Here is a 16,466-nt window from a genome sequence, read left to right as displayed (position 1 = left end):
GGTATGCAGAGAACCAAGGCGTTGAATCGCCTTGAGGATGAGGCGTTCGGACTTTTGTAGGAGCAAGCTTGCTCGCGAAGAACCGGAGAGCGCCGCATTCATTCAGGCTCCCCGCGTTATCGTTAACGCCCTTCGCGAGCAAGCTCGCTCCTACACATGAGGCGTTCGGACTGTTTTTGGAGTATAGATGTGCAAACTTCTAATAAGAACGCACATAAAAGCCGGTCCAATATGCAAAAAAACATCACGTCACTAGGCTCCCTGAACTGGGATGACCTGAAGTTTTTCCTCGAAGTCGCCCGCACCCGCAAGGCCAGCGTCGCCGCCAAGCGCCTGGCGGTGGACTACACCACGGTGTCGAGGCGCATTACCTCCCTTGAAGGATCCTTGGGCACTCTGCTGTTTGAAAAGTCCCGGACCAACGGCTTCGTATTGACCACCGAAGGCCAGCGTTTGCTGGGTTACGCCGAGTCCATCGAAAGCACCTTGCACATGGCCTGCGAACAGGTTTCCGGCTCCGGCGTGGCGTTGTCCGGCCACGTGCGCATGGGCTGCACCGAAGGCTTCGGCAGCTTCTTCGTCACCCCGCAACTGAGCCACTTCGTCGACACCTACCCGGCGATCTCCGTGGACATCCTGCCCCTGCCCCACTTCATCAGCCTGTCCAAGCGCGAAGCGGATATCGTCATCGCCCTGGAGCGGCCGGAACACGGGCCGTACGTGTGCTGCAAGCTGTGCGACTACAAGCTGCAGCTGTACGCGACTCAGGAATACCTGGACCAGCACCCGCCCATCCGCCGGGCAGCGGATTTGGCCGAGCATCCGTTTATCAGTTACGTGGATGATTTGGCTTTCAGCTCGGAGCTGTTGTACCTGGCGAACGTGGTGCCCGGCGCCAGCGCGAGCTTACGCAGTACCAGCGTGATCGCGCAGTACGTGGCGGCGCAGCAAGGGCGGTCGCTGGCGATCCTGCCGTGCTTTTTGGCGGCGCAGGATCCGCGGTTGCTGCCGGTGCTGGGCAAGGAGATCAACATCACGCGGCAGTTCTGGATGTACTGCCGCGAGGATCTGAGGAAGCTGAAACGGATCACCCTGCTGTGGGATTACATCCGTGAGGTGACGGAGCAGAATCAGCCGTTGTTGATGGGGGAAACGCGGGAGATGGTGTTTGCGGATTAAATAAAATGTGGGAGCCGGGCTTGCCCGCGATAGCAGTGTGTCAGTCACCCAATACATCAACTGATCCACCGCCTTCGCGAGCAAGCCCGCTCCCACATTTTTGAACGCACTCCATAGAGCGAACGAGGGCGTCGGCTTAGTCCGCAATCACCACAATCGACACCCGCCGATTCTCGGTGCGCCCGGCCGCTGTCGTGTTGGACGCCACCGGCTCGCTGCTGCCCAGCCCGCGCATTTGTACGTTTTCTTCTTTCATGCCAACGCCCACCAACACCTGTGCGACGCTTTTTGCCCGGCGCAGGGAGAGTTGCTGGTTGTAGGTTTCCTTGCCCGAGGCGTCGGTGTGACCGTCAACCCGCACGCGTTCAATGCCCACACCCGTCAGTGCCTTGCCGATACGTTGGACGATTTCGGTGCTGGGGGCATTCAAGCTCTCGACGTCGCTGCCAAACAGTACCTTGCCCGACAGGCCGAAGGCCCAGCCCTCGTCAGTCAGCTCGAAGCCTTGCTGTTTGAGCACGGCGATTTGCGCCGGTGTCAGGCCCTTGGGCGGCGGTGTCTGGCAGCCACTCAGGGCGAGCAAGGCCACGAGCAAGGTGATGAATAAAACGCGTGCGGTCGAGAACAAGGGATCAACTCCTGTGTTGAACGTTGGCGGCGGGAGACTCGGATTCCGCCGTTTGCTGGCCACCCTGAGAGAGCCGTTTGGCCTGGTACATCGCCGCATCGGCGGCGTTGAGCAGGTTACCGGGGGTGGCACCATGATCAGGGTAGATGGCAATGCCAATACTGAGTGAGGTCAATACGTGGGTGTCGCCGGGCAGCGCAATGGGCGCGTCCATGCTGGCGATGATTTTTTCGGCAATGCGCTGGGCGTCCTCAAGCCTGTGCAAGGGCGACAGCAAGATGGCGAACTCATCGCCGCCCAGGCGTGCCACCAGGTCCTGTTCGCGCAGTTGCGCACGAATGCGCGCAGCCACTGCCACCAATACCGCGTCGCCGGCGGCGTGGCCGTAGTTGTCGTTGATGTCTTTGAAGCGGTCGCTGTCGAGGAACAGTACCGCGACCTTCTCGTTGAGTTTGGCGGCGCTGCGCAGGGCGCGAATCAGCCGGCCTTCGAAGAACGCACGGTTGGGCAGCCCGGTCAGGCTGTCGTGGCTGGCCTGGTGAGCGAGGGTTTCGTTTTCGCTTTGCAGGTGGGTCTGCCAGGCTTCCAGCTCGTCGAGCAAGGCATTGAAGTCGTTGCCCAGGCTGTCGAGTTCGGCGATTTTCGCCGGGGGTACGCGCCGGTCAAAGGCCCGCTCGCTGCGGGCGGCGTGGGCCACCGAAGCCAGGCTGTGCAACGGCCCGGTGATGCCGCGTAACAGGCGTCGCGCCAGGTACAGCGCAACCCAGGCGCTGAGGGCGGTACACACCAGAATCCCGGCAAGGCCGCTGAGCAGGAAGCGTAACAGGCTGCCGCCATGGCCGGTCAGGTGCACGCTGCCGATGACCTGGCCCTGGTGCAGGATCGGCTGGGTGATGGGCTGTTCGAGCAGCGCATGCGCCAACTGCAGCTCGATCATCGACAGCATCCCGGTTTCCGGTCGTTCCCAATGTGCGAGTTGCTTGCCGTCGACGTTGAAGACTTCCGCCTCGGCCACCTCTTCCTCCGAGGCAATCACGGCCAAGGCTTCGGTGGCCGCCGCGCTGTCGTTGAACACCACCGCGGCTTCCACGGTGTAGTTGATGGAGCGGGCAATCAGGTGCAGGTTGTGGTCGGCATACACCCGCAGCGCGAGCACGCCGAGCAGGGTCAGGGAGATACTGGCCATGCTGACCGCCATCAACGCCAGGCTCAGGTGCCCACGCCCGATCACCGAACGCAAGGTAGGGCGCACTGGCCCTGTATCGATATTCATGAGCCCGGCGCTCGACGTCGGGACAGCTGCAGTACGCTCGGATGAATGCGCACACCGCTGCGGGCAACGGAGTCCAGGTTGACCTCGAACGACACCTGCTCGTCGGCCACCCGCAGGCAGAACAGGCTGCCCACGGTGCATTGGTCGCCGCCTTCGCTGATGCTGAGCACCGGATGGCCGATCAGTGATGCGAACAGGCGGCTGCGCTCGTCGCTGGTCAATTGGCCGATGTACACGGCATCGCAGGCATTGGCGATGTCCGGATGGTCGGCCAGCAAACGCTGCACCACGACCGGACGACCAGTAGCCTGGGTGGTGCCTTTGACCAGGTCATCGGTGTATTGGGTCGGCCCGACGATGCACAGCCGCAATTGCGCGGGCTCTACCGGCCAACGGGCGTAACTGAGGATTCCGAGGACCACCTGCGTGACCGACTTGGCTCGCTGATCGGCCATGCCTGCGGGGGGCTGGGCAAAAGCGAGAGGCGTGAAGATCCAGAGAAGCGCCAACAGCAGCATTCGTCTCCAGCTCAAACTTCGCTCTGTGGGCGAGACAGCCACGTTCATGCAGCGATTCTCTTTGATCTTCTTGGGATGATGCCGCAACGATAGCACAACGGCGGAAAACCCCCGAGGCGACACCCAGGAGGATTCCGACATTTTATTAAGAAAAATCACACATTTGGATCAGAAAATTTAGATGCCCCATCGGTCAGCTTCTTTATCGATCACGTGCCCAGTTCCAGCATCAGCCCACTCAAGCGCTTCACCTTGCGGCTCACCGCCTCTTCAAATACGCCCCCTCGGGGTTCGATCAGGCTGAACCAGTCCTTGGCCCGGGTGATACCGGTATAGATCAACTCTTTGGTGAGCACCGGGTTCAGAGCATCCGGCAGAATCAGTGCGGTGTGGGTGAATTCAGAGCCTTGGGATTTGTGCACCGTCATCGCATAGACGGTTTCTACATCGTTAAGCCGGCTGGGCAGCACAAAGCGCACCCCGCCCTGCCCATCGTTACGCGGGAACGCCACGCGCAGCACCTGTGGCCCACCGTCGCTTTCGGGCAATTTCAGGGCGATGCCGATGTCGCCGTTCATCAGGCCCAGGCCGTAATCGTTGCGGGTCATCAACACCGGGCGGCCTTCGTACCACTGCTGATCGCTGTCGATCAGCCGAGCCTTGAGCAACGCGGCGGTGATGCGCAGGTTCAAACCCTCGACACCCCACGGGCCCTTGCGTACGGCGCAGAGCAGCTGGAATGCGTCGAAGGCTTTCAGCAGCTTTTGCGCCCAGAGCGTCCAGGCTTCGTCATCCCGTGGCGTGTCGAGGGACGGACGCGCGGTCTGTAGCAGCTTCAGGTAATAGCGATAACCGAGGGCACCGTCACCATGGCCGTCCAGCACCAGGCGCTCCAGGGCATGGTCGTGCTCGCCCTTGAGGCTGACGCAAAACAGATCGGCATGGCTGCGGGCAGCCAGCAGTTTGCGGGCCTGCTCGGGGTTTTGCTGGTTGACCCAGCGGGCCAGTTGGCCGATGCCGCTGCCCTCGCCGAAACGCCGCGAGTAACGCAGCATCACCACTTGTTGCGCGAGGGGGTGGCTACCGTCGAGGTCTTCCTGCAAGCCGCTGGCGCCGAGGTCTTCGCCGCTGACCTGTTGCAGCCACTGGCGGGTTTGCGGGCTGTAGAAACCGGCTTCGGCATCGCGGCACAAATCACCCAGCACCGCACCGGCTTCAACCGAGGCCAACTGGTCCTTGTCGCCCAGCAGCACAAGGCGGGCATGGGGTGGTAAGGCATCCAACAGGTTGGCCATCATTTCCAGGTCGATCATCGAGGCTTCGTCTACCACCAGCACATCCAGGGGCAACGGGTTGCCTATGTGATGCCGGAAGTGTCGGGTGCCGGGCCGGCTGCCCAGCAAACGGTGAACGGTGGTGACTTGGGTCGGGATTTTTTCCTTCACCGCATCCGGCACTTTCAGCGACAGCACTTGCTGGCTGATGGACTCGGTCAAGCGCGCGGCCGCCTTGCCGGTGGGTGCTGCCAGCCGGATGCGCAATGCGCTGCCGTTCTCCACCGCTGGCGCCTGCAACAGCGCGAGCAAGCGCACCACCGTGGTGGTCTTGCCAGTGCCCGGGCCGCCAGTGACGATGCTGAATGCTCCGCGGGTGGCCAGGGCGCAGGCGAGTTTTTGCCAGTCGACAACGCCGTCCGGCGGGGCTTGGTCGAACAGGCGATTCAAACGCTCGGGCAGATCGTTGGCAACGCTTTCGCGGGTGGCCAGTTGCAGGCGCAGGGCGCTGTCGATACGTCGCTCGTAAGTCCAGTAGCGGCGCAAATACAGGCGTTTGCCCGACAGCACCAGTGGCCGGCTTTGCGCGTCCTCGCTGCCGTCGACGGCCAGTGCCACCAGGCGACTGGCGGCCAGGACGTGGCACCAGTGAGCGCCATCCAGGCCGTCGAGCAATTGCGATGGCAACAGCATGACGCCCGTTTGCGCATCACCTTCGGGCGGCAGCGACAGCGCGAAATCCGGAGCCTTGAGGGTTTCGAACAGGTCCAGGCACACATGACCGTGGCCCAGTTGGTGGCTGGTCAGGGCGGCCGCCAGCAACACCAGCGGATCAGCCTGGGGATCAAGCTCGTGGAGGAAGCCGACGAAGGCTTTATCCAACGCGCGCAACCAGCCGCGCTGCACCCAAAGGTCGAGCAATTGCACCAGGTCGGCGGCGCGACTGAGGGGCGTCAACTCCTCAAGCGGTAACGGCGACAGGCTCATAGCAGCTCTCCTTGTTCCCAGGCGGGCTCGGCCTTGGGTGGTAGCGGTTTACCCTGAAAAAGCAGGTCCAGGTTTTCGATCAATTCCCGGGGCGGTCGGGTGAAATACGCACCCTGGCTCGCGGAATGGGTGCCGCGCAGGAACAGGTACAACGCGCCACCGACGTGACGGTCGTAGTCGTAATCCGGCAGGCGAGCCTTGAGCTGGCGATGCAGGGCCAGCAGGTAAAGGACGTATTGCAGGTCGTAACGATGATCGAGGATCGACAGTTCCATGGCCTGTTGTGTGTAGGCCGAATCATCGGGACCAAGCCAATTGGATTTGTAGTCAGCCACGTAGTACCGGCCTTCGTGCTCGAACGTCAGGTCGATAAAACCCTTGAACATGCCGTTTAGCAGCACCGGTTCGGCGGCCACGCGGGATACGCCATTGTGAGTGTGCTGGCACACCAGTTTGTCGAGTGCGAGGACGTCGACCTTGTGGCTGGCAAACCAGAACTCCATTTCGATCTGGTAGTGCTGCAACTCGCTAAGGGCTACCTGCCCGTTATCCAGCGGCAACCGGGCCTGCAACAGGTGCCCGAGCCAGTCGCTGAGGGTGCCGATCCAGCCTTCCCAACCACGTCGGTTGCAACGGCGGGCGACCGCATCCTCGATGGCCTCCGGAGTCACGTTGAAGCCTTCGCCGCCCGCCCATTCCAGCAAGCCGTGGAGGAAGGTGCCGGGGTTTGGCCCGCGTGGGAAACGGTGAATATCTCCACCGGAAGCCGGCACTTCGCGCGGGGCATCCGGGTCGAGGCGTTCGTCGTCAAACAGCTTCTGCGCTTGTGGGCTTTCCGGTGCTTCGAGGCTGGCGGCGCTCATGCTTTCGCCGATACGCAGGGCGCTGTAGGAAGCGATCCACCAGTTTTCTGCGGCCTTGCGTTTGGGCAACAGCGGCGCGAGCAAAGTGGCTTCGTTGCGTGGTGGATGGAACACGGCCGTATCGGCTTCGGGCATTTCTGCGTAATGCAGCGCCGGGCAACCTTCCTGCAGGTCGAGCAGCCAGCGGGTCAGGCCGGCGGACTCGCCCAGCGAAGCACCGCCGCCGAGCAAGTAGCCCAAGGCCGACAGGTGCAACACCGAGCTGTTGTTATTGCCGCGCTTCAGGTCAGCGATCCCCAGCCAGCAAGCGTGTTTGGCCCGGGTCAATGCCACGTAAAACAGTCGCAGGTCTTCGGCCAGGCGCTCGTCATCGGCTTGGGCAATCAACTCGGCGGTGGGCTTGAGGCTGACTTGGGATTTGCCGTTTGCGTCGTGGTAATGCAACGGCAAGCGGCTGCCGTCCACCGGCTTTGCCGAGCAAATAAACGGCAGGAAGACCAGGTCGTATTCCAGCCCCTTGGATTTGTGGATCGTCACCACTTTGACCAGTTGCTCATCGCTTTCCAGGCGCAGGATCTGCTCTTCACCGGCCTGACCAGAGAGCGCGAGATGTTCGGCCAGATGGCGAATCAATGCCTGCTCGCCGTCCAGCTCTGCGGCCGCCTGTTGCAACAATTCCGAGAGGTGCAACAGGTTGGTTAGCACCCGTTCGCCATCGCTGCGGGTGATCAGGGTTTGCGGCAATTGGAAGTCGTGCAACAGGCGACGCAGCATCGGCAGCACGCCTTGGGTGCGCCAGATCGTGCGGTAGTCGCGGAACTGCATCACGCGTTTTTCCCACGCCAGTTCGTCCTGGTTCAGACGCTCCAGTTCGGGCAATGACAGGTTCAAGGTAACGCAAGCCAGGGCAGCGCGCAGCGGGCGCTCGACATCCGGCTCGGCGCAGGCTTTGAGCCAGGCCAACAGGTCGTGGGCTTCCTGGGCGGCGAACACCGAATCCTTATCAGACAGGTAAACACTGCGTACGCCACGGGCAGCCAACTCACCGCGCACAGCTTGGGCTTCCTTACCGTCGCGCACCAGGATGGCGATGTCTGACGGCAGCACGCCCTTGAAGCTACCGTCTTTACTCAGGAATCCGGCAGTACCCTGCTGTCCGCCGTTGAGTAATGCAACGATTTGGCTGGCACAGGTCGCGGCCAGCTGTTGGCGGTAGAGCACGCTGGAGATCGGCTGATCGGTAGGCAAGTGCCAGAGGTTCAGTGCGGGCAACGTCTGACCGTTGACCTGCAGGTGTTCCTTGCGGCCTTGGGAAAGTACCGACTGGAACGGCACCGGATTCGTACCGTCGGGTTCGCGGAACAGGAACGCGCCGCGGCCTTTTTCGGCGCGCTGGAACACATGGTTTACCGCTTCGACCATGGCGTGGCTGGAACGGAAGTTGGTGCCCAAGGTGTGATGGCGGCCGGTGGTGGACTGGCGCGCGCGCAGATAGGTGTAGATGTCGGCACCACGGAAGGCATAGATCGCCTGCTTCGGGTCGCCGATCAGGAACAGGCCGCTGTCGAGGTGGTTTTCTTCGATGCGGTAGATGCTGTCGAAGATGCTGTATTGCACCGGGTCGGTGTCCTGGAATTCGTCGATCAAGGCGACCGGGAATTGCTCGCGGATCACACTGGCCAGGCGTTCGCCGCCGTCTGCCTGCAGGGCAGCGTTGAGGCGGATCAGCATGTCGTCGAAGCCCATTTCAGCGCGTCGGCGTTTTTCTTCTTCGAAGCGTTTTCCAACCCAGCCGGCGGCGTGTTGCAGCACGGCGGCATCGGGCGTTGGCAGGGCGTCGAGGCTGGCCTTGAGGCTGGCCATGGCATCGATACCCGGATGGCGTGGTGGTTCGCCTTTCCAGGCTTCGGCCATGCCGTCGGGCGTCAGGCGGGTGAAACCAGTGCCGATGTCCAGTTGCTCAAGGGATTCATCAGCCGCCCAGGCGCTGATCTTTTCGAACCAGGGCTCGAAATAACGCGCTTGCATCTTGCGGCCATCGACGGCTTTGGCAGCGACGGCCTGCAAGCAAATGTTACGCAACTCTTCTGCCCATTGTTGCCAGGGCGCCTTGAGCGCGACGAGGGCTTGGCGGCGTTCTTGTAGGCATTCGTTGATCAGCTCGGCGGGGTCGCGAGTTTCATCCGTGGGCCGCTCGCTGTTGAACAACGCGCGTACCCGTGGCATCAGCGCTGCCGGGCCGCCCCAGTTGTTGCGCACCCAGTTCAATGCATCGTCGTGCATCGGGTAGCAGAACAGGCGCCAGTAGTCGCGCAGCACTTCGCCGAGCAGGTCGCTGTGGTCGGTTTCCAGGGTCTGTGTGAACAGGCTGCCGCTGTCGAAAGCGTGTTCGCGCAGCATGCGCTGGCACCAACTGTGGATGGTCGAGACGGCCGCTTCGTCCATCCATTGGGCAGCGATGTCCAGGCGATTGGCGCAGCCGGGCCATTGTTCGGGGCTGTATTGGTCGCGCAGTTCGGCGATCAGTGCATCGGGTTCTTCGATTTCTTCACGGAAAAAACGTGCGGCTTCCGCCAGGCGGATACGGATACGTTCGCGCAGCTCTTTGGTGGCGGCATCAGTGAAGGTCACGACGAGAATTTGCGGCGGCAGCAACTCGCGGCCGAAGCCCGATTCGTCACCGCCGTGGCCGAGTACCAGACGCAGGTAGAGCGCCGAGATGGTGAACGTCTTACCCGTACCAGCACTGGCTTCGATCAGTTGGCTGCCTTTAAGCGGGAACGCCAGGGCCAGGGGTTTTGTGCCGCTCATGCGCTGGCCTCCGCGCTGGTGAGTGATCGCCAGGGCGCGTTGATCAACGGTCGATACAGAGTTTCGCACCAACCCTCGAATTCTTCGCTGGCGATCAAGGCGGCGTAGTCGGGGAACTGGCGGCTGAGCGCGGGATTTCACGGCGCTCGCCGTCGGTGGTTTGGCCGTCGCCTTCGTAGGCTTTGCTGGCGGCGGCTTGCGCTTTGACCGGGTCGGTTTGGCCGAGCCAGGCGAACGCTGTTTTAACGGCGATAGGCAGCGGTTCGCTCATGCCGGTTTTCCACGCGAGCAGCAGGTTGCCGAGGAGCTCCTGAGCGGTGGCTTGCTCCAGCGGGGCCAGTAGCAGGGTGTCGTCGCTCGCAACCAGGCCGGTGCTTAATGGCAGTCCGCAGGCACAGGCCACCAGGTGGTTCACCCACGGGCGAATCAGGCGATGCCACTTGCGGGTCTTGATCGAGCCGATGCTGTTGGGGATGGCGGTGACGCTTAGAAAGCTGCCGTCGCTGCGTTGATGCAGGCCGCTGATCCAACCTTCCAGCTGGATGCCCTGATACTCAAAACTGATCGGTTCAGCACTGGTGTGTGGAGTTGGCCAGAGAGCCAGGAGTTGCTGATAACGGTGCAGCAGATCCGGCAAGGGCTCGATCAGTTCTTTGCGCAGGCATTCGCCGAAACCAACCATGGGCAACAAGCCGCTGCCTTGCAGGCGCAGAGCTTGGGCGTTGAGGGCTTCGTCGAGGTTGTCGGGCCGGGTCAATGCGGCGGCGAGCAGGCTGTCGCTCAGGCTGTAGCGCTGCAGTGCGTCGAGGACGAAGGGTTCTTCATCTTCCAGCGGGACTTCGGCTGCTTCGAAAAACACTTTCAGGCGCTGGCTGAAGAAGTGTTTGACCGGGTTGCGCAGGAAGTCTTGCAGTTGGCCGAGGCTCAGCGGTTCTTCCTGGATGTAGGGCGCCAGGCTGCCGGTATCTGGGAGATTGTCCGCTGTTGCATGGAGCAACTGCCATTCCCGGGCGTAGCTGAACAGCTCATCACCTTCGTGGAAGTAGCGGGCGCTGAAGGGTTGGAGCGGGTGTTCCTGGGTGGTGGCTTCCAGGAGGGGTTCACCGCTGGTGGTGTGCCAACCGCTGGCGATGTGGTCGCGCAACTGGCCGATCAGGACGGATGCCGGGCGGTCGCTGTTGTCGCGGATGCTGCGGCCAACCCAGCTGATGTAGAGCTGGTCGCGGGCCGAGAGCAGGGCTTCGAGCAGCAGGTAGCGGTCGTCTTCGCGGCGTGATCGATCACCTGGGCGGTAGTCGCTGCCCATCAGGTCGAAGTCCAGCGGCGGTTGCGCGCGCGGGTAGTCGCCGTCGTTCATGCCCAGCAGGCACACCAGCTTGAACGGGATCGCACGCATGGGCATCAGGGTGCAAAAATTGACAGCACCTGCGAGGAAGCGTTGGGACAGTCGGCCCTGGTCGAGCCCTGCCAGCCAGGCCTCGCGGACTACGGTCAAGGGTAATTCGTCGTGCAAGCCGACGGACTCGCAGGTTTCCAGCCAGGTTTCTCTCAGTTGCTCGAGTTGGCCCAACAGGTAGTCGTCGTGCTCGTTGCTCGGGAGGAAGAACAGCTGCATCAGGTTTTGCAGGCGCTCGCCCCATTCTGTCGGCGCGGCGGGTTGTGACAGTGCCTGGTGGGCGTCGTGCAGTGCGTCGAGCAGTGCGACCAGCGGGCCGATCAGAGCGGCGTCGAGGCCACCGATTTCATCATAAGGCTCGATGCCATCGCAGGCCGAACCCGTACCGACGGCGTAGCCCAGGAGCATGCGGCGCAGGCCGAAACGCCAGCTGTTTTGCTCCAGCTCCTCGGGCAAGCCGAGACCCGCACGCTGTTCGGCGTTGAGGCCCCAGCGGATGCCTGCGCCTTCGATCCAGCGGTGCAGGGTCGGCAGGTCGCGCTCCTTGATGCCGAAGCGTTCGCGCAGGGCCGGTACGTCGAGCAGGTCGAGGATTTCGCTGACCGGGAAGCGGCTGTCGGGGAGCTTGAGCATGTGTTCGACGGCGATCAGCAGCGGGTCGCGGCCGCGCTGGCCTTGGTCTGTCAGCGTGAACGGAATGAAGCGTAGGTCGCTTCTATCAAGTTGGCCGAATACGGCACGAATGTGCGGCGCGTAGCTGTCCACGTTGGGGACCATGACGATGATGTCCCGTGGACGTAGCGTCGGGTCGGCGCTGAAGCGCTGGAGTAGCTGGTCATGGAGAATTTCTACTTCGCGTTGGGCGCTATGGGCGATGTGGAAGCGGATGGAAGTGTCGCGCTTCAGGTCGACGCTTGGCCAAAGTTCGCGGGTTTCGTTGAGCGGGCGCAGTTCGAGGATGTCGTCCTGGAGCTGGTTGAGCACGGTGGTGGGCTCGCTCTCGCTGAACAGGTCGATACGGCCGTCGCGGAATGCCGAGCGGTAACTGTTGGGGTCGTCGTAGCTGTCCAACAGGTTGATGTAGTCGCGACCTTGCTTGCCCCAGGCCGCGAGTAGCGGGTGGGCGTGCTGGTGCAGGGTTTGCGGGTCGATGGTGACCGGCATTCCGGCTTTGCGGGCCTGGCGTTTGTATTCGTTTCGGAGCAGGTCTTTATCGGCAACGATGTCGGACCAGTGGTGGCGACAAGGGTTGTGCACGCACAAAAGCACTTGGCTGAAACGGGCGAGGCCGGCGAGCGCTTCCAGGGCCTGGGCTGGCAATGACGAAATACCGAAAACGATCACGCGAGAAGGCAGGCCAACCGGGGCTTTTTCGAGGGTGTTGATGCGCTCGATAAAGCGCTGGTGAACGCCGGCGCGACTCTGGGCCATGCCCTCCTCTCCGACATCCAGCAGCAGCGCGCGCCATAGTTCGGCTTGCCAGCAGTTGGCTGGGCTCAGGGGTTTGGATTCGCCTCGGCCATTGCGTAGTTGATGGCGCCCGGCAGCCCAGTCTTCCAGCCAGTCGGCGCGGTAGACCTGGTATTGGTCGAACAGGTCGGCGAGGCGCTCTGCCAGTTGGTAGCGCTTGCGCAGATCCGTGTCGTGGGTCAGGAAGCGTTGCAGGGGCTCGAAGTGGGGCTGGTCGATCAGTTCGGGGAGCAGGCGCATGAGACGCCAGGTCAGTGGGGCTTTGTCGAGCAGGGACTTGGGCGGGATTTCGTCTTTGCCCAGGACCATGCGATAGAGCTGCCACATGAAGCTGCCTGGAAGTTGTACATCGATAGCGGCAGCGATGCCGCAGCCGCCCATGTCGTCATCTTCAGGGTCTTCGGCCAGCGCCAGTTTGAGCCATTGGGCAATGCCGTTGCTTTGTACCAGGGCGATTTCGTTTTCGAGGGGAGCCAGCGGGTAGCGACGCATCCAACTGACAACCAGGCTGCGCAGCTCATCCAGGCGGTTGCCGTGAACCACCATGAATCCAGCACTGAGGGACGTCGCATCCGGCATAACGGCTTCCTTGGGAAAAGCAAAATCGAGGGATGGACTTTAGCATTGAAGGCAACCGTAGGCTGCAAGGGAGGAACACTTGGGGACGCTTGCCATACTTTCCGACCGCCCAAAACAAAACCCCTGATTGCGTTAGCAATCAGGGGTTTTGGAATTTAATCTTGACGATGACCTACTCTCACATGGGGAAACCCCACACTACCATCGGCGATGCATCGTTTCACTGCTGAGTTCGGGATGGGATCAGGTGGTTCCAATGCTCTATGGTCGTCAAGAAATTCGGGTACTGAGTCGTGACCAGCTGGCCTCGCTTCAGCAAATTGGGTATGTGATAGCTTTCGGTGTTTGTGAGTCTCTCGAACTTTCGGTTCGTTTCGTCTTCACACACCGCAATCTGGTGCTCTTTCGCTTTTCAGCTCGAAGCCTGCAAATTGCTTGGGTGTTATATGGTCAAGCCTCACGGGCAATTAGTATTGGTTAGCTCAACGCCTCACAGCGCTTACACACCCAACCTATCAACGTCGTAGTCTTCGACGGCCCTTCAGGGAACTCAAGGTTCCAGTGAGATCTCATCTTGAGGCTAGTTTCCCGCTTAGATGCTTTCAGCGGTTATCTATTCCGAACATAGCTACCCGGCAATGCCACTGGCGTGACAACCGGAACACCAGAGGTTCGTCCACTCCGGTCCTCTCGTACTAGGAGCAGCCCCTCTCAAATCTCAAACGTCCACGGCAGATAGGGACCGAACTGTCTCACGACGTTCTAAACCCAGCTCGCGTACCACTTTAAATGGCGAACAGCCATACCCTTGGGACCGGCTTCAGCCCCAGGATGTGATGAGCCGACATCGAGGTGCCAAACACCGCCGTCGATATGAACTCTTGGGCGGTATCAGCCTGTTATCCCCGGAGTACCTTTTATCCGTTGAGCGATGGCCCTTCCATACAGAACCACCGGATCACTAAGACCTACTTTCGTACCTGCTCGACGTGTCTGTCTCGCAGTCAAGCGCGCTTTTGCCTTTATACTCTACGACCGATTTCCGACCGGTCTGAGCGCACCTTCGTACTCCTCCGTTACTCTTTAGGAGGAGACCGCCCCAGTCAAACTACCCACCATACACTGTCCTCGATCCGGATAACGGACCTGAGTTAGAACCTCAAAGTTGCCAGGGTGGTATTTCAAGGTTGGCTCCACGCGAACTGGCGTCCACGCTTCAAAGCCTCCCACCTATCCTACACAAGCAAATTCAAAGTCCAGTGCAAAGCTATAGTAAAGGTTCACGGGGTCTTTCCGTCTAGCCGCGGATACACTGCATCTTCACAGCGATTTCAATTTCACTGAGTCTCGGGTGGAGACAGCGCCGCCATCGTTACGCCATTCGTGCAGGTCGGAACTTACCCGACAAGGAATTTCGCTACCTTAGGACCGTTATAGTTACGGCCGCCGTTTACCGGGGCTTCGATCAAGAGCTTCGCGTTAGCTAACCCCATCAATTAACCTTCCGGCACCGGGCAGGCGTCACACCCTATACGTCCACTTTCGTGTTTGCAGAGTGCTGTGTTTTTAATAAACAGTCGCAGCGGCCTGGTATCTTCGACCGGCATGAGCTTACGGAGCAAGTCCTTCACCCTCACCGGCGCACCTTCTCCCGAAGTTACGGTGCCATTTTGCCTAGTTCCTTCACCCGAGTTCTCTCAAGCGCCTTGGTATTCTCTACCCAACCACCTGTGTCGGTTTGGGGTACGGTTCCTGGTTACCTGAAGCTTAGAAGCTTTTCTTGGAAGCATGGCATCAACCACTTCGTCATCTAAAAGATAACTCGTCATCAGCTCTCGGCCTTAGAATCCCGGATTTACCTAAGATTCCAGCCTACCACCTTAAACTTGGACAACCAACGCCAAGCTGGCCTAGCCTTCTCCGTCCCTCCATCGCAATAACCAGAAGTACAGGAATATTAACCTGTTTTCCATCGACTACGCTTTTCAGCCTCGCCTTAGGGACCGACTAACCCTGCGTCGATTAACGTTGCGCAGGAAACCTTGGTCTTTCGGCGTGGGTGTTTTTCACACCCATTATCGTTACTCATGTCAGCATTCGCACTTCTGATACCTCCAGCAAGCTTCTCAACTCACCTTCACAGGCTTACAGAACGCTCCTCTACCGCATCACCCGAAGGTGATACCCGTAGCTTCGGTGTATGGTTTGAGCCCCGTTACATCTTCCGCGCAGGCCGACTCGACTAGTGAGCTATTACGCTTTCTTTAAAGGGTGGCTGCTTCTAAGCCAACCTCCTAGCTGTCTAAGCCTTCCCACATCGTTTCCCACTTAACCATAACTTTGGGACCTTAGCTGACGGTCTGGGTTGTTTCCCTTTTCACGACGGACGTTAGCACCCGCCGTGTGTCTCCCATGCTCGGCACTTGTAGGTATTCGGAGTTTGCATCGGTTTGGTAAGTCGGGATGACCCCCTAGCCGAAACAGTGCTCTACCCCCTACAGTGATACATGAGGCGCTACCTAAATAGCTTTCGAGGAGAACCAGCTATCTCCGAGCTTGATTAGCCTTTCACTCCGATCCACAGGTCATCCGCTAACTTTTCAACGGTAGTCGGTTCGGTCCTCCAGTTAGTGTTACCCAACCTTCAACCTGCCCATGGATAGATCGCCCGGTTTCGGGTCTATTCCCAGCGACTAGACGCCCTATTAAGACTCGCTTTCGCTACGCCTCCCCTATTCGGTTAAGCTCGCCACTGAAAATAAGTCGCTGACCCATTATACAAAAGGTACGCAGTCACAGAACAAAGTCTGCTCCCACTGCTTGTACGCATACGGTTTCAGGATCTATTTCACTCCCCTCTCCGGGGTTCTTTTCGCCTTTCCCTCACGGTACTAGTTCACTATCGGTCAGTCAGTAGTATTTAGCCTTGGAGGATGGTCCCCCCATATTCAGACAAAGTTTCTCGTGCTCCGTCCTACTCGATTTCATGACTAAGAGATTTTCGCGTACAGGGCTATCACCCACTATGGCCGCACTTTCCAGAGCGTTCCGCTAATCTCAAAGCCACTTAAGGGCTAGTCCCCGTTCGCTCGCCACTACTAAGGGAATCTCGGTTGATTTCTTTTCCTCAGGGTACTTAGATGTTTCAGTTCCCCTGGTTCGCTCCATACACCTATGTATTCAGTGTAAGGTAACCATCTTATGATGGCTGGGTTCCCCCATTCAGACATCTCCGGATCAAAGTCTGTTTGCCGACTCCCCGAAGCTTTTCGCAGGCTACCACGTCTTTCATCGCCTCTGACTGCCAAGGCATCCACCGTATGCGCTTCTTCACTTGACCATATAACCCCAAGCAATCTGGTTATACTGTGAAGACGACATTCGCCGAAAATTCGATTCTTGCTCATAAAGAGCAACTCACAAATTTTACCTTAGCCTGATCCGTTACCAGTGAAAGTAACGCTCAGTCTATCTTTCTATCACATACC

Annotated in this window: 6 protein-coding genes, 2 rRNA genes and 1 pseudogene; 1 reads left to right on the top strand and 8 read right to left on the bottom strand. The window is 59.9% G+C overall.

Going from position 1 to position 16,466, the window contains the following annotated elements; translation table 11 throughout:
* Positions 1-231 precede the first annotated feature (231 nt).
* The gene (locus ACUN0G_RS02575; protein WP_177037391.1) at positions 232-1,179 is read left to right on the top strand and encodes a LysR family transcriptional regulator; all 948 of its coding nucleotides are present in this window, start codon (positions 232-234) and stop codon (positions 1,177-1,179) included.
* A 136-nt stretch (positions 1,180-1,315) separates the two neighbouring features.
* Here ACUN0G_RS02575 and ACUN0G_RS02570 read toward each other — a convergent pair whose 3' ends face one another.
* The 8 genes and pseudogenes from ACUN0G_RS02570 to ACUN0G_RS02535 all read right to left on the bottom strand — a co-directional run bounded on the left by ACUN0G_RS02570 (position 1,316) and on the right by ACUN0G_RS02535 (position 16,318).
* A complete protein-coding gene (locus ACUN0G_RS02570; protein ID WP_421525994.1) occupies positions 1,316-1,807 on the bottom strand; it encodes an OmpA family protein in 492 nt (163 codons plus the stop codon).
* A 4-nt stretch (positions 1,808-1,811) separates the two neighbouring features.
* Positions 1,812-3,080, bottom strand: coding sequence for a diguanylate cyclase domain-containing protein (locus ACUN0G_RS02565; protein ID WP_258343572.1), 1,269 nt, complete (start codon positions 3,078-3,080; stop codon positions 1,812-1,814).
* The gene (locus ACUN0G_RS02560) at positions 3,077-3,646 is read right to left on the bottom strand and encodes a YfiR family protein (RefSeq protein WP_226477032.1); all 570 of its coding nucleotides are present in this window, start codon (positions 3,644-3,646) and stop codon (positions 3,077-3,079) included. The genes ACUN0G_RS02565 and ACUN0G_RS02560 overlap by 4 nt, the downstream gene beginning before the upstream one ends.
* A 161-nt stretch (positions 3,647-3,807) precedes the next feature.
* Complete coding sequence (gene recD, locus ACUN0G_RS02555) at positions 3,808-5,859, bottom strand: exodeoxyribonuclease V subunit alpha (protein WP_445572619.1); 2,052 nt, start codon at positions 5,857-5,859, stop codon at positions 3,808-3,810.
* The gene (gene recB / locus ACUN0G_RS02550; RefSeq protein ID WP_445572618.1) at positions 5,856-9,533 is read right to left on the bottom strand and encodes an exodeoxyribonuclease V subunit beta; all 3,678 of its coding nucleotides are present in this window, start codon (positions 9,531-9,533) and stop codon (positions 5,856-5,858) included. Before recB ends, recD begins: the two co-directional genes overlap by 4 nt.
* Positions 9,530-12,978: pseudogene (gene recC, locus ACUN0G_RS02545) on the bottom strand (exodeoxyribonuclease V subunit gamma). The gene recB and the pseudogene recC overlap by 4 nt, the downstream one beginning before the upstream one ends.
* A gap of 159 nt (positions 12,979-13,137) precedes the next feature.
* Positions 13,138-13,253 (bottom strand): 5S ribosomal RNA (rrf, locus tag ACUN0G_RS02540).
* 171 nt (positions 13,254-13,424) lie between these two features.
* Positions 13,425-16,318, bottom strand: a 23S ribosomal RNA gene (locus ACUN0G_RS02535).
* Between the last annotated feature and the right edge of the window lie 148 nt (positions 16,319-16,466).

It is taken from the genome of Pseudomonas sp. 32A (assembly GCF_052682255.1).
The sequence above is the reverse complement of the archived record's forward strand: the minus strand, read 5'-3'. Positions and strand labels throughout refer to the sequence as shown.

Bases quoted from the DNA above. Each gene is read 5' to 3' on its own strand.
- ACUN0G_RS02575 (WP_177037391.1), top strand. From the start codon at position 232: ATGCAAAAAAACATCACGTCACTAGGCTCCCTGAACTGGGATGACCTG.
- ACUN0G_RS02565 (WP_258343572.1), bottom strand. From the start codon at position 3,080: ATGAATATCGATACAGGGCCAGTGCGCCCTACCTTGCGTTCGGTGATC.
- ACUN0G_RS02560 (WP_226477032.1), bottom strand. From the start codon at position 3,646: ATGAACGTGGCTGTCTCGCCCACAGAGCGAAGTTTGAGCTGGAGACGA.
- recD (WP_445572619.1), bottom strand. From the start codon at position 5,859: ATGAGCCTGTCGCCGTTACCGCTTGAGGAGTTGACGCCCCTCAGTCGC.
- recB (WP_445572618.1), bottom strand. From the start codon at position 9,533: ATGAGCGGCACAAAACCCCTGGCCCTGGCGTTCCCGCTTAAAGGCAGC.